The 19482-nt window shown below is 43.6% G+C and carries 22 protein-coding genes and 1 tRNA gene; 11 read left to right on the forward strand and 12 right to left on the reverse strand.

The genetic code is table 11. The annotated features are described in order from the left end of the window. Positions 1-292: UPF0236 family transposase-like protein (locus E2L07_RS08985; protein ID WP_208402012.1), on the reverse strand; the 292-nt coding region annotated here is incomplete at its 3' end. 270 nt (positions 293-562) lie between these two features. On the opposite strand from E2L07_RS08985, the gene E2L07_RS08990 reads away from it, so the two are divergent. Continuing rightward, positions 563-1036, forward strand: coding sequence for a glutathione peroxidase (locus tag E2L07_RS08990; RefSeq protein WP_010898978.1), 474 nt, complete (start codon positions 563-565; stop codon positions 1034-1036). A gap of 33 nt (positions 1037-1069) precedes the next feature. Here the strand turns inward: E2L07_RS08990 and comGB are convergent, their stop codons facing one another. Both comGB and comGA read right to left on the reverse strand, forming a co-directional pair. After that, entirely contained in the window at positions 1070-2107 is a 1038-nt protein-coding gene (gene comGB, locus E2L07_RS08995) for a competence type IV pilus assembly protein ComGB (protein WP_041820735.1), read from the reverse strand. Next, positions 2097-3143: a competence type IV pilus ATPase ComGA gene (gene comGA / locus E2L07_RS09000; protein WP_134229387.1), complete on the reverse strand. Its 1047-nt coding sequence runs from the start codon at positions 3141-3143 to the stop codon at positions 2097-2099. Before comGA ends, comGB begins: the two co-directional genes overlap by 11 nt. 115 nt (positions 3144-3258) lie before the next feature. On the opposite strand from comGA, the gene E2L07_RS09005 reads away from it, so the two are divergent. Further along, positions 3259-3330 (forward strand) — tRNA-Gln (locus tag E2L07_RS09005). 41 nt (positions 3331-3371) lie between these two features. Here E2L07_RS09005 and E2L07_RS09010 read toward each other — a convergent pair. Further along, positions 3372-3557 carry a hypothetical protein gene (locus E2L07_RS09010; protein WP_134229388.1) on the reverse strand — a complete coding sequence of 62 codons (186 nt, stop codon included), beginning with the start codon at positions 3555-3557 and terminating at the stop codon, positions 3372-3374. A 109-nt stretch (positions 3558-3666) separates the two neighbouring features. Between E2L07_RS09010 and E2L07_RS09015 the strand changes: the two genes are divergently transcribed. After that, positions 3667-6009 carry an ATP-dependent helicase gene (locus E2L07_RS09015; protein WP_134229389.1) on the forward strand — a complete coding sequence of 781 codons (2343 nt, stop codon included), beginning with the start codon at positions 3667-3669 and terminating at the stop codon, positions 6007-6009. After that, the gene (locus tag E2L07_RS09020) at positions 6006-6653 is read left to right on the forward strand and encodes an HD domain-containing protein (protein WP_010898983.1); all 648 of its coding nucleotides are present in this window, start codon (positions 6006-6008) and stop codon (positions 6651-6653) included. The genes E2L07_RS09015 and E2L07_RS09020 overlap by 4 nt, the downstream gene beginning before the upstream one ends. A gap of 28 nt (positions 6654-6681) precedes the next feature. Here the strand turns inward: E2L07_RS09020 and E2L07_RS09025 are convergent, their stop codons facing one another. Then, positions 6682-7383, reverse strand: coding sequence for a hypothetical protein (locus tag E2L07_RS09025; RefSeq protein WP_134229390.1), 702 nt, complete (start codon positions 7381-7383; stop codon positions 6682-6684). A 602-nt stretch (positions 7384-7985) separates the two neighbouring features. Here E2L07_RS09025 and E2L07_RS09030 point away from each other — a divergent pair. The 3 genes from E2L07_RS09030 (at position 7986) to E2L07_RS09040 (ending at position 10533) form a co-directional block, all read left to right on the forward strand. After that, on the forward strand, positions 7986-8675 hold the full coding sequence (locus tag E2L07_RS09030; protein WP_134229391.1) for a BMQ_0737 family morphogenetic spore coat protein: 690 nt from the start codon (positions 7986-7988) through the stop codon (positions 8673-8675). Between the two features lie 165 nt (positions 8676-8840). Further along, complete coding sequence (locus E2L07_RS09035; protein ID WP_134229392.1) at positions 8841-9584, forward strand: hypothetical protein; 744 nt, start codon at positions 8841-8843, stop codon at positions 9582-9584. A 1-nt stretch (position 9585) separates the two neighbouring features. Beyond that, on the forward strand, positions 9586-10533 hold the full coding sequence (locus E2L07_RS09040; RefSeq protein ID WP_134229393.1) for a CgeB family protein: 948 nt from the start codon (positions 9586-9588) through the stop codon (positions 10531-10533). A gap of 15 nt (positions 10534-10548) precedes the next feature. On the opposite strand, the gene E2L07_RS09045 is transcribed toward E2L07_RS09040, so the two are convergent. Next, on the reverse strand, positions 10549-10899 hold the full coding sequence (locus E2L07_RS09045) for a DUF1360 domain-containing protein (RefSeq protein WP_010898988.1): 351 nt from the start codon (positions 10897-10899) through the stop codon (positions 10549-10551). Between the two features lie 136 nt (positions 10900-11035). Between E2L07_RS09045 and E2L07_RS21045 the strand changes: the two genes are divergently transcribed. Next, complete coding sequence (locus E2L07_RS21045; protein WP_208402014.1) at positions 11036-11458, forward strand: hypothetical protein; 423 nt, start codon at positions 11036-11038, stop codon at positions 11456-11458. A 51-nt stretch (positions 11459-11509) separates the two neighbouring features. On the opposite strand, the gene fabI is transcribed toward E2L07_RS21045, so the two are convergent. Both fabI and E2L07_RS09060 read right to left on the reverse strand, forming a co-directional pair. Beyond that, the gene (gene fabI, locus E2L07_RS09055) at positions 11510-12289 is read right to left on the reverse strand and encodes an enoyl-ACP reductase FabI (protein WP_050769032.1); all 780 of its coding nucleotides are present in this window, start codon (positions 12287-12289) and stop codon (positions 11510-11512) included. Between the two features lie 162 nt (positions 12290-12451). Next, positions 12452-14512, reverse strand: coding sequence for a cation:proton antiporter domain-containing protein (locus tag E2L07_RS09060; RefSeq protein ID WP_134229394.1), 2061 nt, complete (start codon positions 14510-14512; stop codon positions 12452-12454). A 148-nt stretch (positions 14513-14660) separates the two neighbouring features. Between E2L07_RS09060 and prpE the strand changes: the two genes are divergently transcribed. Together prpE and E2L07_RS09070 are read left to right on the forward strand one after the other, a co-directional pair. Beyond that, complete coding sequence (prpE, locus tag E2L07_RS09065) at positions 14661-15401, forward strand: bis(5'-nucleosyl)-tetraphosphatase PrpE (protein ID WP_134229395.1); 741 nt, start codon at positions 14661-14663, stop codon at positions 15399-15401. Positions 15402-15454: 53 nt separating this feature from the next. Continuing rightward, positions 15455-15895: a hypothetical protein gene (locus E2L07_RS09070; RefSeq protein WP_134229396.1), complete on the forward strand. Its 441-nt coding sequence runs from the start codon at positions 15455-15457 to the stop codon at positions 15893-15895. Positions 15896-15947: 52 nt separating this feature from the next. On the opposite strand, the gene E2L07_RS09075 is transcribed toward E2L07_RS09070, so the two are convergent. Genes E2L07_RS09075 through E2L07_RS09090 form a run of 4 tightly spaced genes read right to left on the reverse strand, consistent with a single transcriptional unit; the run spans position 15948 to position 18697 of the window. Beyond that, positions 15948-16856 (reverse strand): RluA family pseudouridine synthase, encoded by a 909-nt coding sequence (locus E2L07_RS09075; RefSeq protein WP_134229397.1) that lies wholly within the window; start codon positions 16854-16856, stop codon positions 15948-15950. After that, entirely contained in the window at positions 16846-17643 is a 798-nt protein-coding gene (locus E2L07_RS09080; protein ID WP_134229398.1) for an NAD kinase, read from the reverse strand. Before E2L07_RS09080 ends, E2L07_RS09075 begins: the two co-directional genes overlap by 11 nt. A 16-nt stretch (positions 17644-17659) precedes the next feature. Beyond that, a complete protein-coding gene (gene yjbM, locus E2L07_RS09085) occupies positions 17660-18295 on the reverse strand; it encodes a GTP diphosphokinase (RefSeq protein WP_010898996.1) in 636 nt (211 codons plus the stop codon). Between the two features lie 21 nt (positions 18296-18316). Beyond that, positions 18317-18697 (reverse strand): UPF0738 family protein, encoded by a 381-nt coding sequence (locus E2L07_RS09090; RefSeq protein ID WP_134229399.1) that lies wholly within the window; start codon positions 18695-18697, stop codon positions 18317-18319. A 156-nt stretch (positions 18698-18853) separates the two neighbouring features. Here E2L07_RS09090 and E2L07_RS09095 point away from each other — a divergent pair, with 156 nt between their 5' ends. Next, positions 18854-19432 carry a CYTH domain-containing protein gene (locus tag E2L07_RS09095; RefSeq protein WP_134229400.1) on the forward strand — a complete coding sequence of 193 codons (579 nt, stop codon included), beginning with the start codon at positions 18854-18856 and terminating at the stop codon, positions 19430-19432. Positions 19433-19482: the final 50 nt, after the last annotated feature.

The raw sequence follows: 19482 nt of genomic DNA on the forward strand, positions 1-19482 counted from the left end.
ACCCTTTGATCCCCTCGAATTGTAGGTATTGGTCAAGGAGATAGACATATTTGCCTGTTTCACGATCGCGATAGTAGGAGCGCTTCAACTCAATCTCACCAAATAAACTGTCTATTTTTAGAGGCCGTTTATCTTTATAATGGAAGCGTTGCTTATCACGTTGTTGCATAATTTCTTCGTCATATTCCTCTAGTATGCAGGTCATCACACTTGAGAAGGTTTCCTGTAACTTCCTCCAAACTAGCTGTTCAAGTTCTTTTAAAGTTGGGTATTCTGTGTTATCCTTTTGCATAGGGTTTCTCCTTTGAATCGGTTTTTGTCGACTATGATTCTACCAAGGAGAGACCCTTTTTTCATGTATTTTGCTTAAACCCTACCGCGCTTTCGCTTGGTGGCCTCCTCATCCAAGTAACGGAAATTTCCATTACTTGGATGAGGAGGTTTTTTCTTCTCCCACAAACATTTTACTCATACTCCAAAAAAAATTTATTGGCTCATTTTCTTTGAAATTCCTTGTTGTACAGTATACATTATTTTTAAAAGAAGGAAAAGGAGGCTCGTGATGAGCATACATGAATTTTCCGCACGACTTATTAACGGAGAAGAAAAGGCTCTTTCTGATTATAAGGATCAAGTTCTACTCATCGTCAATACGGCCAGCAAGTGTGGGCTCACCCCTCAATATGAAGAGCTACAAATCTTGTATGAAACGTATAAAGATCAAGGATTCACTGTGCTTGGATTTCCTAGTAATCAATTTATGAACCAAGAACCTGGTGACCATAACGAAATTGCTGCCTTTTGTGAACGGAATTATGGGGTGAGCTTCCCTATTTTTGAAAAAGTAAAGGTAAACGGAAAGGAAGCCCACCCTCTGTTTCAATATTTAACAAGTCAGCAAGGAGGCTTGTTTACTGAAAAGATTAAGTGGAATTTCACGAAATTTCTCATTGATCGTTCCGGCAATGTGGTAAAACGGTATGCACCAAGTACTTCTCCTATAAAAATAAAAGACGACATAGAAGAGCTCCTTTAACAAATCGGTCTGAACTTATTCAGGCCGCTTCGTTTATATAGCCCCGATCATTTGGAAAACTGGAAGCATCATCGCTAAAAACAGAACAAGAATGACCGCTCCAATCATACTAAAAACGATTGGTTGGATTGCGACAAGCCATTTTTTCACTCTCCGCTCAAACTCTTCTAGTTGATAGTCGCTAAAATATAAAAGATCCTTTGCTAAATTTCCTGTTTTTTCCCCGTTCTCCACAACAAATGGGAGTTCTTTTAAATAATGAGGACGGCGCCGTAAGCACTCATAAAGTCGTTCACCATTCTCCAGTTCTAACATCATTTCCTCGCCCTCACTTCGAAAGAACAAAAAGAAATCTTGTTCTTTACAGATTGAAAGCGCCTCCATGATGGAAAGTCCTCCTTTTAATAAACCACCTAGCGTTAAACAAAATAGACATGTGATCACTTCCTTCGTCCATTGTGACAAACCTGGTATTCGTAAAAGCACTGTTACTTTTTTCGTTGGGGGAAAACGGTGAAACGTAACAAAATAGGTCAATACAAGTAAAATCGCCACAACGAAAAAGGCAGTAAACAACCATGGAAGCTTTTCACTACAAGCGATTACAAGCTTCGTAATAACTGGCAATTCGATTTGTAGGGAACGGTATAACGTTTGATGGTGGGGAAGGACAAAATACATAAGGATAAACATCAGCAGCAGCGTTACGATGATTAATAAAAGTGGATAGCGCATCGCGCCTTCCCACTTTCGCTTCATCTCCTCCCTTTTCTTAAATAGCTCTCCAGATTTCCGAAACCCTTGGGCCAAATCCCCATTCCGTTCACTGACATACAATAGCAGCTGCACGTCTTGCGGAAGCTGCAAATGGTCAAGAGCTTTGTGCAACGGGTATCCTGATCGTAAATCCATTAGCATTGCGTTCATTTTCTTTTGTGCAGAGGAGGGAGCGTGAATTGCGAGAAATTGAACAGCTTCATAAAGGTGGTATCCTTGTTCAAGCAATTGACCAACGTGCATTAAGTAGCGCGCCTTCTTTTCCTTTGACCACTCTGCACCTTTAAAGGGCACGATTCTTTGCCTCCTTTTCTTCTATATAGCCTAGTGCAATGGCAAACCTACGTTCTTTTCCTAATCCGTCAAAAGAAGAATCGTTTGCTGTTAATGCTTCTTGTAATGCCTTTCCTTCGAGAATGTCAAAAATAGCGGCACGCTTTCGATTGTTGAGCCATGTGCAATAAGGGGAACAATCGCTCGAGAGACAAAGGGGACATTTTCGTGAGATCAGCTCTTGAGCAACGATCGCTACCACTACCTCTCGAAGGTCATGAAGCGCAACCCCCATCTCACATAACCTGGTGATTGTTCCCCTGGCATTGGCACTATGGATCGTTGCCAATACGAGGTGACCGGTTAGAGCGGCACGAACAGCATAAACGGCCGTTGTCTGATCGCGAATTTCCCCAATCATAATCACATCGGGATCATGGCGCAAGGCCGCTTTCAGACCGACTTCATAGGTTAACTGAGCCTTTTCATTCATTTCAAACTGTGTAAACGCAGGATTTAATTGTTCAATCGGATCTTCTATCGTGACAATGTGGAGGTTTTGCATGTGGAGTGCCTTCTGGAGCATGGCGTAGAGTGTTGTTGTCTTCCCTGAGCCTGTCGCTCCTGTTAGGAGAATGAGCCCTTGCGTTCGTGTCATCAAGGAAATGAGCTGTTGAGCTTGTCTTTTTATCAACGGAATTGACTCAAGGGCAAAAGGGGTTTGCTGAGGATGAAGTCGAATGGCCACCGCTTCGAAAAGGGGAGTGGGTAAAGTGGAAACGCGCAGAGAAACTGGAATCTTTTGTTCTAGTATAAGATCCATCGCCCCGCTTTGAGGCTTTCGCCGTTCGCCAATATCTAAACCTGCTGAAAATTTAAAGTGGCTGACGAGTCTTTCTGCCGTTTGAAGGGGAATCCTTTGAAACGGGGCGAGCCGACCGTTTAAACGAAACTGGATGATCCCGTCTTCTCTTGTTCCTGACAAATGAATGTCACTTGCCCCTTGACGTAATGCTTGAAGTAGGAGCTTTCGACTCTGGTTGTGAATGGTCGTCAAACGTTCACCTCCTTCCATCTACATCTAAAGTTTTACATTCGACAAAAATTAGGACAATCCTTCATTTTTTTGAATAAAGCTGAACCAATTAGTCATACTAGAGTGTGTAACCCATTGGGCTATAGCCAAGCGGTAAGGCAACGGACTTTGACTCCGTGATGCGCTGGTTCGAATCCAGCTAGCCCAGTAAAAAAAACGACGATCGTTCAACGATCTGTCGTTTTTTTATTATGATCGATCTCCGGCCATCCTTCGCACAGCTACACGCTCTTTCAAAATGAGCAAAAAGTTCACTCCGAGCAATAACGCAATAAATGGTCCAAAAAAGAGCCGCCTATGCAAATACCATCCATAAATCATTAAAAACCCGGCTATTAACGTAAGCACCAAGCCTAGTCCAATCAAGGCTTTCATTCACTACCACCCTCCTTTTTCTTCATTTCCTAAAGCACTAGCATGTCACAAACACTAAAAAATTTGCTACGATAGTAAAGATGAACTTTTAAGATAAGAGGAGGTCACTATGCGTATTGCTTTACATAACGGACAGCACGTCGATCTCGCACATTGTGACCGACAAGATTGGCAAAAGCTATATATGGCTAGTGTTGGACAAGAAATAAAATGTATGCACTGCGGAAAACCCGTTAGGTTACGTTTAACCATTCAGCATGAGCCTACCTTTGTTCACCGTCACCCGTCCGAGCTCTGTCTGCAAAAAGAAGTGGACTACATAGAACAAAAGCAACAGGTCAAGAGCAATCACACATCTTCGCCAACTGGAACATTCGTTGGGAGCTTTCGCTTACCGAAGCAACAAAAAATTTCAAACGGTTCAACTGAAATGATAAAAAAGTGGAAGGAACCTGAACGAATGACATCCTTCCCTCCCTTTATCCCGAATGAGGTGAACACAAACCAATCTCGCTCCCCTTTTGACGAACGCTTGAAGGAACAAGGAATTTTCTTAAATGACGACCAATGGCAGGCCATTACAACAACAGAAGGTCCTTTGCTTATTATAGCTGGTGCAGGAAGTGGGAAAACACGCGTTCTCACGACAAGGGCCGCCTATATGATTTCTGAACAACAAATCGATCCGTTGAGTATGCTGCTAGTCACTTTCACACAAAAAGCTGCTCGCGAAATGCAAGAACGGATGTCAACCTATTTTACTCTCCCTACCAATCGCTTAAAGCGGTTAGCTATCGGTACATTCCATAGCATTTTTTATCGAATCGCTGCCCATGCAACTCCTGAGAAGTGGCGAATGGATAAATTATTAAAATGGGATTGGCAACGAATGCAACTTTTAAGAGAGCATGGTCAGAAAAAGGGGTTGGATGAGAAAGAATTTGCTTACGACCAAGCGTTAACACAGATTAGTTGGTGGAAAAACCATATGCTCCATCCAGGTGACATCCAACCAAAGTCAACTTGGGAAGAAAACTGCTTATACCTCTATGAAGGATACGAGCGTTCACGTATTAGCCAGCAATGGTTTGATTTTGATGATATGCTCATCGGCGCATATGAAACCCTTACACAAAACCACGAGCTATTAGCGCGGTACCAGGAGCGATTTCGTTATCTGTTTGTCGATGAGTATCAAGACATCAATAAAGTTCAGTATGAGCTCATCCGACTGTTAACACAAAAAGAGAAGAATATTTGCGTCGTTGGAGATGATGATCAGTCCATTTACTCGTTTAGAGGGAGTGACCCTTCTTATATTCAAGCGTTTGAACGAGACTATGAGCACGCAAAACAAATCGTCCTTAAAGACAATTACCGCTCCTCCCATCCAATTGTCATGTGTGCGCAAAATGTGATCCATCATAACAAACAGCGGATTGCGAAGTCGGTGCGTGCGCAATACGATTCAGAAAAGGCGCCTTTGCTTTTTTACCCTTATGATGAAGAGGAAGAAGCGACGATGATTTTAAGCGATATTCAGGAGAAGATTGCCTCTGGCACCTCACCTTCAGCATTTGCCATTTTATATCGTACAAATGTTAGTGTACGTGCGATGTTTGAACGGTTGGTCGCTTCGAATGTCCCATTCCGAATGGAGCAGGAAGGTGAATCATTCTACCAACGCTCCACCGTCCGGAAAGTGCTAGCCTATCTACGTTTAAGTGTGAATCAAGATGATCCGAAGGCGATGGAGGAATTGTTACCGGCTCTTTTTCTAAAAAAAGACACGCTTCAAGAACTAAAGGCGATCACGATCTTTCACGATTGCTCTTTACTCGACGCCCTCCTTCATCTTAAAAATGTACAGCCGTTTCAACAGAAAAAGCTAAAGGAGCTCCTTCCTTATTTTCAGAAGCTTCCACACCTTTCACCTACTCAAGCGATTAGCATGATCGAAAAACACATGGGGCTGACAGACTTTATTAAAAAGCGAGGCAATGAAGGGAATGTCATGGATCGGGGGTCTGATGATTTGAAGGATTTAATCGTTGCGGCTAACTCCTTTGCAACCATTCCTACCTTTTTGGATCATGTGAGTCACATGATTGCAAAGCATCACGAACTAAAAAAAGCACCTGCCCAAGAGGAAGCGGTTCAGCTCATGACCATTCATCGTGCAAAAGGATTAGAGTTTCAGCATGTTTATTTATTAAGCGCAGTGGAAGGAAGCCTCCCTCATGATTATGCTCTCGATGCCTGGAGAGAAGGAGACGATCGCCCATTAGAAGAAGAAAGACGATTGATGTATGTCGCGATGACGCGAGCTCAAGAACAACTGTTCATTTCCGTTCCATCGATGCGCCGCGGTAAAAACGCCCAGCGCTCCCGATTTGTACGAGAGATGTTACGCAATCACAGACAACACCAAAGAAAAGGAGTGGAACAATGAACGAGCAAGCGATCTTACAATCTGCTGAAGCATGGGTCAAGAAACAGCTCATGGATGAATACTCAGGACATGATTGGTATCACATTCGACGAGTTACACTAATGGCGAAGGCCATTGGAGAACAAGAGAAGGTCGACGTATTTGTTGTTCAAATCGCTGCACTTTTTCACGATTTAATCGATGATAAACTAGTCGATGATCCAGAAACAGCCAAACAGCAGTTAATCGACTGGATGGAAGCGGCTGGAGTACCTAGCCAAAAAATCGACCATACTATGGACATTATCAATACGATCTCGTTCAAAGGTGGACACGGTCAATCTCTAGCTACGCGAGAGGCCATGGTTGTTCAAGACGCTGACAGGCTCGATGCCCTTGGCGCCATCGGCATTGCCCGAACATTTGCCTATTCAGGTAACAAAGGGCAGCCCATTTACGATCCAGAGTTACCCATTCGTGAAACGATGACAGTAGAAGAGTACCGTCATGGTAAATCAACGGCTATTAACCATTTTTACGAAAAGCTATTCAAATTAAAAGATTTAATGAACACTGAGACGGGCAAACAGCTTGCGAAAGAGCGTCACGTGTTCATGGAACAGTTTATTGAGAGGTTTTTATCGGAATGGAATGGAGATATGTAATTGTTTATAGAGGTAGCCCGCATTGCGACTACCTCCTTTTCTGTTGATCTTTTACATTTCGTAAAAACCAATTCACTTCCGCATCATTTGTCTCAGGAATTTGAATGTTCTCTACTTTCCGTGACGGCTTTTTTTCCTGCTTTCGCTGTTGTAAAAATGAAAAATCTCCAGCTGAGGATGTAGGTGATAGCTGCTCCTCTGCCGCCTTCTTTCCTTCCTTTTCGTTGACGTCTACACGGTGCTCCACCTTGACCTCTTCGGTGGAGGTTGTTTCATTGTCAAGCTGTGGTTCAACTTTTTGCTCCTTTACTCCTTCAGTAGACTCCACTGCTTCTCCTTCGTGCGATTTCTCTTCTTGCCCTGCATCTTCAATCGCTTCTTGTTGCACGTCTTCTACTCGTTCCTCTACACTCTCCACCTCTGCTACTTTTTCCCGTGCTTGCATATTCTCAAGCTGTTCTTCTAGTTCAACAATGGTCGCTCTTAACCTCTCTCGTTCTTTTGTCATTTCCGTTACTAGTTCTTCTAACCGCTCATATTTGCTCAGCTGTGCAGACAACGCTTCATTTTCCTGTTTTAATTCATCAATCATCCCGTAGTAATAATCATTTTCGTATTTCTTCACACGAATTCGGTATTTTTCAAGCTCTGCTTCAGCATGAATGACACGCTGCTGTAATTGAACAGGAGTCAATCTTTCTAAGGAAAGCGTCCGCCGTTCGATTGACACTTGAATCACCTCTCATAGTTATCTCTTTCTACGTATATGATTCATGACTGCCAGAGATTCACCTGTCCTCTCTAAAATTAAGAGCTACTTGTTCTTACCTAATTAGTAAAAATAGAAAAAATCAGCTTATCTTCAAGTAATAATACAGACCCTTAATCCGCTATAGAAGGTTACGTTTCTAGAAGCGAAAAAAAAGATCACCTTATCCGAAGGCGATCCCTTGTTTTCAAAATCCTTAAGTTTTATATGTGAACTGGCTATTCCGTCATTCTTCGTTTAGCCCCACAGCAGGATTTCACTTTACTCTCTTGATTAGGCTTTATTTGTGGCTGGTTCGGTCTCACACGTGTTCTTGTTCTAGAGGAACTGCTTATCACTTTCTTTTTCATTTGATCCTCTCCTCCTTTTCAATCGAACGTTATATCTTATGAACACACATTGTCTTATGTTTGGACATTTCCCTAACTGCATATCGGCCCTCGCCTATTTTTCATTTTTATATCTAGGAAAGGAACACATTTTCACCCTACTCATACTATACAGTAGTCTGATTACCCAAGACATTAAACAGTTAAGGGTAAAAAAACTTAGGAGGTATTAAGATGGGCAAAGACTTACACAAATTGTGTATTCGAGTGCCAAAAGTGTTTGACTGGGTTGCACGTCAAGTGGATTTACCGCTCATTAGCTTTGATAATGAAGAACTTGACGCACTCTTTTGTTTCGATGATACAACAACTCCAGCCGAAACATTAGCCGATTTCTTGGAAAACTTTCCTGGATTTACTGTTCAAGCAGTCCTTCAAGATCAGACGGTCATTTGCCAAGAAATTCAACAAACAAATGGACGTCAAGAACTTTCAGTGACCATGCCAGATGGTGACACGGTTGATTTAGAGAAAGTAAAAGTTCTTCTAAAAGGGCTGCTAGTTGTCAACATCTTTGATGCGAATGGAAATCTTCTTCTTACATCTGATCCAATTCCATTTGCCACAGCGCAAACGTTCTTCCTTTGCGCCCCGGAAGGTACAGATGTCTTCTGTCATATGACATACTTCCAAGCCGATGCTGAAATCATCCTTACAGATGACTTTGAACAGCTCGACATCTCCATCGTCCTTTGCTTAGATGTGCAAATGGAAGCATTAGTAAAACTTGAAGTGGAAGGTGCATACTGCAAGCCACGTCCAGAATTGCCAATTACAGATCTCGTATGTCCAGAAGATCGTTTCCCACCACAATGTCCTGAAATTTTCCCAGGTAAACACGGTAAGCATTGCATTCCGAAATAAGTGGAAAGCAGGGTGGCCCGACCGCTCTGCTTTTTTTTTAAACTCTGAGGGAATTTATTCACATTTTTTAACAATTCCGTTTCTACATGAGGGTTCATCGTTTCATGAATTCCTTCATACATATGATAAAGACGTTCCATGGATTAGCGAAAGGAGTTGACCTGCTTGAGCCGTCAAGATGTGAAACGAACACCCGATCAATTAATTCAGGTTAAACAAAAGCTATTATACTATCAATCTGAATTTAAGAGGATCAATCGAGTAAATGAACAGCAAGCAGAAAAGTTAGTTGAACAAAAACAAACGATTGCTTCTCTCCTAGAAAAAGTCCAACAGCTGCAAGAGGTGAATGAAGCTGCTTCGGCAAACGAACCATCTCTTACAGATCGTAAGCCAAGCCCACCTGCCCAGTTAAACGCTCCTGATCAAACAGCCGTTGACGCTTTTTTCAACTACACGATGATCTTACCTAACATGAAAAGTGTAGATGAACAGGTAATTATTAAAGGAAACTTTCTGATCCATAACCGACGGCGAGAGCCGTTAAAGTCCCCAGTGATCTGTCTTGCTTTTAATAAACCTGGAATCGCCAGTTTGTCTGGTAAACTTGTTTTATCTAGCCAAAGACAACTAGATGAGGTGATCATTGATGATGAACGCCTTGAAGAGCAATGGGGATATGCACAAAAGGATGGGTATAAGCACGTAAGACGAACGGGTGAACATTGGCTCAAACCGCTTCACACGAACAAAATTGGAGCCAATGACACACTTAGCTTTTCTCAATTTGAAGTGGCGATCCCTTTAGAAAAAGAGGCAACACTGGTAATCCTTGATGGATTTGTTTATGGGGAAGGGCTGGAAGAAGGAATGGCTGCGAAAAATAAAGTGATGATTCAGGTGCCGTAACATGCTAAAGCTGCTATATGTTCCTTCAGGCTACAGTCGGGTTTACTCTTATCTTGACCAGTCTATTTACGAGGCATTTTGTGCAAACTCACAACTAGAAGTTCAACGCTTCCACCATCTCCCTAGCCTGATGGAGCTCCAACAAATGTGTCAAACGTTTAAGCCGTCGTTCATTTTTACCCTACTTGGGTATAAATGGACGACACCTTTGTGGACATGGTGCAAGCGAAAAGGGCTCCCCGTTGTGACTTGGTTTACAGAAGACCCTTATATGATCGACCGATCTCTTGAAGTTCTCCCTTATACGGTCATGCCGTTGACAATTGACCAAAATGCACTTAGCTTTTATAAACAGCAAGGGCACTCCAACGCGTATTATCTTCCCCTCGGGACGAACGAAACGGTTTATAGACCACTACCTTCAGCAAAAAAGGTGGATGTCATTTTGGTTGGACATCCCTATCCTGATCGAGTCGAAATGATTCGTTCCCTTGCCCTGTCAACCTCTTATCGTATTCGCGTCGTTGGTCCATGGCCGGAGCTACCTGACCATGTTTCCGTCATAAACAGGTGGGTCCCACCAGATAGAGTCGCTTCTTATTATAATAGTAGTAAGCTTGTTTTAAATACCTACCGCCGTAAGGATGAAAAGGGCAATCACAATTCGCAACAAATCGAAAATGTTAGTGTTAACAATCGAACGTTTGAAATTGCAAGCTGCAATGTCATGCAGATTAGTGAATATAAACAAGATTTATACAACCACTTTTCAAAGGATTCGATCGTTTCCTTTCAATCGCTGGAGGAGCTTATCAAGCAAATTGATTACTATCTGCTCCATGATAAGAAGCGAGAAAAAAAAGCACAAAAAGCGTATGAAGAAGCGTTAACACGCCATACCTTTCACCAAAGGATCACGACCATTATAAACAACCTAGCTCATATATAGCACAGGTCTTCGTACTTACATTCCCATTCGTTGCACGATCGCCTCTAAAAAACTTGCAATCCCAGCAATCGCTAAAAAAATAGTGAAAAAAGTAAAGGTGGTGGGCCATAGAAAAAAGCCCGTCAATAGAAAAGCGGCCATCCAAATTCCAGTACACCAATAGCAAGAGATGATCTTCCCGATAAATTTCCTCACTCCGCGTCCTTTTGGTTCAACCAATAAATACTCCTGCCCTTGCTCATCTTTCTTCTCATACGTGGTTAAGAACAGGCCGCGGACCCATTCAAAAATCTCATCAAATACAATCAGATGGGTGAGGCGAAACGTCGCTAAAGACAAGATCACAAGCTCAAGTGCTGAGATCAAGATTCATCCTCCTCTTTGCTTTTTCCCTATGTATACGCGTTCCGCTGCATGTTTCACGATCATTTTTTTCGTACAGACACACATTTTCTCTTGAGGCCATAGCCTAAAAGTGGAAAGCTTTGAGAGGAGAATGTCTATGTATCCATACACTCAGCAACCCTTTAATGCGTATCGACAGCAACCTATCGTTCAATACCTTCCCCCTGTTGTGATCGAACGCTACCTCAATCAGTGGGTCACGACGACGATTCCAGGCTATGGACGCGTGGTCGCATATGTGGCAGACTACAACCCTCGGACTGGCATGGTATCGTTACTTATCTACCCTCCACCAACGTACCGTCAGCAGTTCATTCAAGTTCACCATAGCAACCTTGTCGGAATTAGCCCGTACTTTGGTCCAACACCTCCTAGGCCACAGCCTCCTGGACCTCCTGGACCTCCTCGACCACCTTGGCCACCTAGACCTCGTCCTCCATGGTGGTGGTTCCCTTGGTTCCCATGGGGCCAATCAGGTCAATGGGGTGGAGGCGGATTTGGCGGAACTATGGAAGACTAGTTGCCGCAGAAAAAGGCTCCCAGTCATTTGGGAGCCTTTTACCTTTGTTATTTATGAAAGAGATAAAATGTTATATCCGCTGTCTACGTGTAAAATTTCCCCTGTGATTCCTCTTGAAAGGTCACTCATGAGGAACAATGCAGTATCCCCCACTTCTTCTTGCGTAGTTGTTCGGCGGAGTGGTGCACGCTCTTCGATTTCTCTTAAGACGTCATTGAAGCCGCCGATTCCTTTGGCCGCAAGGGTGCGGATCGGTCCAGCGGAAATAGCGTTTACGCGAATGTTTTCCTTGCCAAGATCGTTTGCTAAATACTTTACGCTTGCGTCAAGAGACGCCTTCGCTACGCCCATAACATTGTAATTACGGACAACTTTTTCACCGCCTAAATAAGTAAGTGTTACGATGCTTCCTCCTTCGTTCATGAGCGGACGGGCCGCTTTCGCCACAGCCGTCAAAGAGTATGCACTAATATTGTGAGCTAATAAAAAGCCATCGCGAGTCGTATTTAAATACTCCCCTTCTAACTCCTCTTTATTAGCAAAAGCGATGCAGTGAGCCAATCCATGAATTGTGCCAACTTGCTCCTTGATGCTCGCAAATGTTGCTTCAACGGCTTCATCACTTGTCACATCACACTCTAATACGAGGTGATCATCACGCTCTAACGTTTCAACTAATCCTCTAACATTTTTCTCAAGTCGTTCTCCCGCATACGTAAAAATCAGCCTTGCTCCTGCATTGGCTAGGGACTGAGCAATTCCCCAAGCAATGCTACGCTTATTGGCGACGCCCATGACAACATATGTACGATCAACTAATGACAATTGAATCAATTTAGTCTCCTCCAATCGTGGATTTCAGAATTAATATTTGTTCTTAATACTTGGTCCTAATTATATCACGGTTCTCTATTCTTTTGAAGGGAGGTCCGTTCCATTCAAGTAAAACAGGGTAAAAGGATGCCTACAGAGACATCCTCTCAATCAAGTCTTTTAATCTTCATAGGAACGTGAAGACATCATGCGCGGGACGTCGGTTCCTCTACTCCCTCTTGAATCGGTTTTCTCCGTTTCAGGAGGATAAATCATAATAAAGCTTTCGGGGTTGGCCTTCGCCAATACGTTTGGTAACTGCTCCAATTGCGGATGCCATGCGAGCGTTCCTCTTCTCGCGCTTAAAACGACGACGAGATCATCTGCTCGCAACGTTAACATCCATTGTTTGTGCCACTCATTCCATGAGGAAATTCCAACAACCGTCGTGCTCACATCAGGCTTGATTTCCTTAATGGTTTTTTCGTATGGACGTGCATCATCCTTAACAACAACACATACGAGTGTAGCACCCACTTGGTTGGCAAGACGTTTGACCGTTCGCAAGCTTCGATAGTACCCTGTCTTATGGTCGACACCCGACGGGAGGACGAGGACAATCCGCTTCATCGTATTTAACGGATGCCCTAATTTTGACACGAGTACCATCTCTTCTGTCCGTTCTAGCAATTGATCGAGAATCCCACCAAAAATAAGCTGCGGCGTCGATCGCTTCCCATTCCACCCGATCACAAGCGTTGTAATTCTTGTTTCCTCAATAGCTCGGATAATTCCTGACGCAATATTTGGATCAAGTCGCGTCAGCATTTGGATCGGAACAGAGGCGCCAGCTGCGTATGTCACGGCATGGGCAAGCACCTTTTCCGCTTTCGCCACCTCCGATTCTGCATCGCCATTTGTTCCTTGGGCAACCGTTAGTGGGTAGAGGGGCTCTGATGATTGGCCACGAACAATAAATGCCAGATCAAGCAAGGATTCGACCGTTTTCGGATTGGCAATTGGAACCATCACACGCTCAGGTGCTTCCGATGGATCAAATGGTTTTAGCTCTTCTTCTAATGCGAGCTTCCTCGCGTACTTCTCCACAACATATGGGCCGACCATACACGTCACTAGAATCATCACAATGACCGCATTAACAACAGCCGAATCGAACAATCCTAAGTCAAAACCGACGAGTGTTGCTGCTAAAGTCGCCGCTGCTTGAGGCACGGACAAACCGAACATGAGTTTAATTTGGTCCATGGAATAGTTGTAGAGCTTACCACTAATAAACGCAGCAAGAAATTTCCCTAGTTGGACGAAGATCACGACAAGCGCTGCTAAGAGCCAGGCGGAAGGGTCTCCAAGCAAGACCCTGATATCCATTAGCATCCCAACAGATAAAAGGAAGAACGGAATAAATAGCGCATTTCCGACGAACTTAATTCGGTTCATGAGGGGGCTATGTTCTAGGATGAACCGGTTCAATGCTAGACCGGCAAGGAACGCCCCTATGATCGGTTCAAGTCCTGCAAGCGTTGCCCCGTATGCCGTAACAAATAAGATCGACATGACGAAAATGAATTCTAATGCACCTTCACTGCTCATTGTCCGGAAGAACGACTTAGCCAAAATAGGAATAAGGATCAGCGTAATGGCCACATAAAGAACTAAGGAAACGGCTATCGTAAACCAAAAGGTTGAATTTAGTTCTCCTTGCATAGAACCAGCGACAATGGCTAAAACCAAAAGGGCTAACGTATCGGTCATAATTGTGCCACCAACAGCCGTCGTGACCCCTCGATCTTTTGATATCCCTAGCCGGCTCGCAATCGGATACGCCAGCAGCGTATGGGAACCGAGAATAGAGGCAAGCAAAATCGCAGCCGGGGTAGAGAAGCCGAGAATGAACGTAAACACAAGGCCAAACAGAAATGGAATCGTGAAGGATAACGTACCGAAAAGAACACTTCGGTTACGGTATTTTTTAAAACCTTCGAGGTCAATTTCAAGTCCGGCGATGAAAATGATGTAGAGTAAACCGACGGTTCCTAACAGCACAATCGTCGGGTCACGGTCAAGTAAGGCGAAGCCGTTCGGTCCGATCACAACACCTGCAAGGATTAATCCGATAATTCCTGGGATTCGCAACCTAGACATCAACAACGGAGCAACGAAAAACACAACCATGGTAATCGCAAAAATTAGCACAGGATCTGTGATCGGATGATCAATCAAAGGTTCATCCTCCTTTCCACTTTTGTTTAACTTTTTCCAATCTTAAAGCCGACCAATCTCACTGTCAACTCATTTGTAGAACACGAATGTATTCAAGTATGCTTTACTTACTATTGATGTCATCATACCATTGTCGGGAGGAAAAGACATGCAATTCGATATTATTGGTGATGTACACGGTTGCTATGATGAGCTTATGGAGCTAATTGATAAACTTGGCTATGAATATAAACGAGGCAGTTATGATCACCCTGATGGTCGTTTGTTAGCCTTTGTTGGTGATTTAACCGATCGCGGGCCTCATTCTCTCGAAGTCATTCGGCTCGTAAGCCACATGGTGAAAAAAAAGACGGCCTATTATGTACCTGGAAACCATTGCAACAAGCTCTACCGTTACATGATCGGTCGAAAGGTTCAAGTAAAGCACGGCCTAGAAACAACGGTCGCTGAACTAAATGCTCTTTCTGAAGAAGAGAGAATCGAAGTCATTGCTCAATTTAAGGAGTTGTATGAACAGGCGCCCCTCTATCATTCTTTCCCTGAGGACGAGCTTGTGATTACCCATGCAGGAATTCGCGAGGACGACATAGGTTCTTACGGTAAGCGGGTGGAAACGTTTGTCCTATATGGCGATATTACTGGGGAAACCAACCCTGATGGTACACCGGTTCGTCGAGATTGGGCTGCAACCTATCAGGGAGATTGGTGGATTGTTTACGGGCACACCCCTGTTCGAAGGCCTCGCATCATTCATCGAACAGTGAATATTGACACGGGCTGTGTCTTTGGTGGGGCGCTAACTGCTCTACGCTTCCCTGAAATTGAGTTTGTTTCGATCCCTTCTAGGCAGCCACTCGTTTCTGAAAAATTTCGTAACTTTCCGAGTTAACCGTTGATCCGTCATGAGGAAATGTGGAAAAATAGCCATTAGGTGATGAATTTATGAAACGTTTTGTTCAAGTCAGTCTAATAAGCCTCTTTATCGCTCTGTTCGCTGGGTGTCAAGCGGGGGAACCCGATATTATCGGAGACATAGAGGAAAGTTACATCAGCTGGAATGATGAGCGTGGGCAATTAACCATTTTTGCCCGCCTGTTAAATGAATCATCAGCCGATGCTAACAATTTAACCGCCCGCTTTGAATTTGATCATCCTCTCTTAAAGGAACAAATTTCTGAAGAGGGCTATGTCGTATTCTCATCCAATGGAGAACCCATTCCTTTTTCCGTGTCCGGTGATGGAACTTACTTTCTTTCTGAGTCCTTCGATATTGACTGGGAAGCCCCGATTGAAGAATTAGCTGGTGATGTGTCGGTTACGATTTTTGATCGATATGGAAACGAAATTGCTCACTTTACCATTGAACACGCGATTGAAGAGTAGCGGAAAAAAGATTGCAACGGATAAACAATCCGGTCGCAATCTTTTTTCATTATTAAGCCTTTTTCAGATGCCGAATCAGTTCCTTCATATCAGGGGGCAAACCTTCCGTAAATGTTTGTTCCACCTCTGTAAACGGACAATGGATAGTAAGCTCTGTACTGTGGAGGGCCTGTCTCTCGATCCCCTTCCGCTCCCCGCCGTAAAGGTCGTCCCCAAATAGAGGGTAGCCCCAATAGGAAAAATGGACTCGAATTTGATGAGTTCGTCCCGTTTCAAGCTGCACCTGTACAATTGTCCCTTGATTAAGACGATCGATGACTTTAAAATGAGTAATCGCCAGCTGCCCATCTTCCCGTACTTCTCTTGTAATGAGGCTTTCTTCTTTTCGGGCAATAGGAGCTGTGATCGTCCCTTCTTGTTGCTCGATTTCCCCTTGAACGATCGCCATGTATGTTCGTTTAATGTTTCCTTGACGCTGCTGCTTTGATAATTGATCATGGGCTAATTGATGCTTGGCCACAATCAAGAGTCCGGAGGTATCTTTATCAAGTCGGTTCACCGCATGAAAGGTTGCAGCCATTTTTTGTCGCTGAAAATAATTAAGTAACCCGTTAGCAAGCGTCCCTTGCGGATGATCGCGGGAAGGGATTGTCGGAACTCCCGCTGGCTTGTTCACGACCAAGTAATGATCATTTTCGTAGATGACATCGAAAGGGACTGGCTCAGCTATCATCGAAGGACTAGGGTACTCATGAGGGAGCTCTAAAGTGACTTGATCATTCACGTGGACGGTCTCGCGGACGGTGACCTCTTCCCCGTTCAACAAAATCGTGCCACCTTTAAACTTTATCGCTGCTAACGATCGTTTTGAAACGTGTTTTCCCTCGCGTAAAAATGTTCGTAACAACTCCCCGTCCCATTGTTCATCCACCGTCCATTCCACTTTCGCTTTACGAATCACCGATAAATGACTCCTTCACTCGTTTCCAAAAAGGAAAGGGTCTAAAGCGTGCGAAGCGAATTTTTTCTTCCGCCACTCGGCATTGAATCGATTTGACTCGCTTATAAGCAAGGGTAAAGTGATCGATTGTCACTTGAAGTTCCACCTGATTGAGCGGTTTAATCAAGCACGTGTGATGCTGAGGCAATACGAGCGGCGAGCCAATCGTCCGGTAGACCCGATTATTGATCGACGCCATTTCGGAAATTTGGATCGATGCTAAGGATGGGTGTAGGATGGCACCACCTAACGCTTTGTTGTAGGCAGTGCTACCAGAAGGGGTCGAAATGCAAAGCCCGTCTCCGCGAAACACTTCGAACACGTCCCCTTTAATTTCTACATTACTTACAAGGGAGCCCTCCTGACTTTTGACCGTACACTCATTTAAGGCGAGCAGTCGTTTCGATTCGCTCTCATCCGTATGACGAACCACAACTTCTAGCAAGGGATATTCGACAATTTGATAAGGAGTTTTTGCAACATGTATCACGAGTTTTTCCACTTCATCAGGAACCCAATCAGCGTAAAATCCTAAATGTCCTGTGTGAATCCCGACAAACGCAGTATCCTCTAACCGACTCGTATAGCGATGAAACGCATGCAATAGCGTCCCATCTCCACCGACGGTTATGACGATATCAGGCTCTTGCTCATCGAGCTTTAAGCCAAAATCGAGTAAATAGCGTTTAATTTTTTGCTGCAATGTGTTGGAAACGTCATCCCCTCTGGAAGTAACGGTAAAACGCATGCTGCCTCGCCTCCTTTTACGTCAATGTACGCCCTTGCTCCTGTTTTCGCGTAATAATTTGCTGGGCTTCACGAACTTCATCACGAATTTGTGACATTTCTTCATCAAGCCGAAAAGCTGCCTCTGCCGCCCGTTGCAGTCTTGTTTTTATGTTTAGCGGGATTTCTCCACTATATTTATAATTTAATGAATGCTCAATCGTTGCCCAAAAATTCATCGCCAACGTCCGGATTTGCAGCTCAACGAGAATTCGCTTTTCCCCTTCAATCGTTTGCACTGGGTAGCGGAGCACCAAATGATAGGAGCGGTAGCCGCTATCTTTTTTTTGCTCCACATAATCCCGTTCCTCCACGATTTCAAAATCCGATCGGGAACGAATGAGTTGAACGACCGTTTCAATATCCTCCACAAACTGAGTCACGATCCGAAGCCCAGCCAAATCTTGCATTTTTTCCTCTAATTGATCAAGGGGAATATTTTTCCGAATCGCTTTATCTAATATGCTTGAAATCGGTTTTACCCGCCCAGTAACAAACTCAATCGGTGTATGTTTGGATGATTTTTGATACTGTTCGCGAATTCCCTTTAATTTCACTTTTAATTCTTCAACTGCTTGCTTGTATGGTGTTAAGAAAACATCCCAATTGTTCACTAAATCACCGTCCTGTCAGCTCTACTCACCGAACGCGTTTTGTACCGCCCTCTCCATCTCTTCTCCATAATTACCATTGCCAGCAATATTATCGATTAAATAACGTAATTCGTTATAGAAATTGTGACACGTAATCAACGTTTCTTGGTTAAGATGAGCGACTACCTCTTTCCCGCTGTTCATCCCTTCCTTTAGAACAGTCCATGTTGCTTCAGGGAAACGCAGGTAAAAGAACGTCTCCTCATCTTCAAGTACATACACGAAGGCATGATCGTCTGAATCAACGAGCATTCGCTCTGTCGCTTGTAATTGTTTAGCCAGTTCCCTTTTTACTTCTTCTTCTAATGTCGCCACCACTGTATTGTGCTCCAATCTAAGCTCGGCAACTGTTCCTTTATTCATTCTTAAATCCCTCCGAAAACAAATGACATAACCTTATTCAGTTTATCATATTTTCTCGTGCGTAAGAACTGATTGCACCATTGAAAAATCTCACGTGATCATGCAAACTAAGCGTAATAGCTTCGACAACTTTAATGATTGAAAGGACGATCATCATTGGGAAAAGAAATTGAAATCGAACGGAAAACACTCGTATCGAAGGAAACGTTCAAACGTCTAATTAGCCAACTACATATTGGAGAAGGTGATTTTAAGCTTCAGCGCAATCATTATTTTGAAACGGACGACTTCCAGTTAAAAAAACAAAGCTCGGCTTTAAGAATTCGTGAAAAGGAAGCTACTTTTACCTTTACGTTAAAGCAGCCCCATCCTGCTGGACTTCTTGAAACCAATCAAACGCTTAGCAAACAGGAGGCCAAACTCGCCCTTGAATCGGCACACTTTCCAAGCGGTGAAGTGATGGACGCATTACGGGATTTGTCGATTCCTATTTCGCAGCTTAAACATATTGGCACCCTTTCCACTTCTAGAGCTGAAATTTCCTACGAGCAAGGCATTCTTTGTCTCGACCATAGTTCCTATTTAGGTATAGAGGATTATGAAATAGAGTTTGAAGGAACGAGCGAAGAACATGCAACAGTTACTTTTCAAGAAATCCTTAAGACATTCAGCATTTCGCAAGTTCCGACAGAAAACAAAATTCAACGATTCTTTTCAAAAAAAGAGAAAAATTAACGGTGAAGCTGTGATGCAGATATGGTATGATGGATGTAGTGAATAAGTAC

Source organism: Halalkalibacterium halodurans, assembly GCF_004376175.1.
GTDB lineage: Bacteria > Bacillota > Bacilli > Bacillales > Bacillaceae_D > Halalkalibacterium > Halalkalibacterium halodurans.

Coding starts and splice junctions, on each gene's coding strand:
- E2L07_RS09080 (WP_134229398.1), bottom strand. CDS start 17,643: ATGCGTTTTACCGTTACTTCCAGAGGGGATGACGTTTCCAACACATTG.
- E2L07_RS21045 (WP_208402014.1), top strand. CDS start 11,036: ATGTATCCATACACTCAGCAACCCTTTAATGCGTATCGACAGCAACCT.
- E2L07_RS09010 (WP_134229388.1), bottom strand. CDS start 3,557: ATGAAAGCCTTGATTGGACTAGGCTTGGTGCTTACGTTAATAGCCGGG.
- E2L07_RS09070 (WP_134229396.1), top strand. CDS start 15,455: ATGAAACGTTTTGTTCAAGTCAGTCTAATAAGCCTCTTTATCGCTCTG.
- E2L07_RS09020 (WP_010898983.1), top strand. CDS start 6,006: ATGAACGAGCAAGCGATCTTACAATCTGCTGAAGCATGGGTCAAGAAA.
- E2L07_RS09040 (WP_134229393.1), top strand. CDS start 9,586: ATGCTAAAGCTGCTATATGTTCCTTCAGGCTACAGTCGGGTTTACTCT.
- E2L07_RS09030 (WP_134229391.1), top strand. CDS start 7,986: ATGGGCAAAGACTTACACAAATTGTGTATTCGAGTGCCAAAAGTGTTT.
- E2L07_RS09015 (WP_134229389.1), top strand. CDS start 3,667: ATGCGTATTGCTTTACATAACGGACAGCACGTCGATCTCGCACATTGT.
- E2L07_RS08990 (WP_010898978.1), top strand. CDS start 563: ATGAGCATACATGAATTTTCCGCACGACTTATTAACGGAGAAGAAAAG.
- E2L07_RS09090 (WP_134229399.1), bottom strand. CDS start 18,697: ATGAATAAAGGAACAGTTGCCGAGCTTAGATTGGAGCACAATACAGTG.
- prpE (WP_134229395.1), top strand. CDS start 14,661: ATGCAATTCGATATTATTGGTGATGTACACGGTTGCTATGATGAGCTT.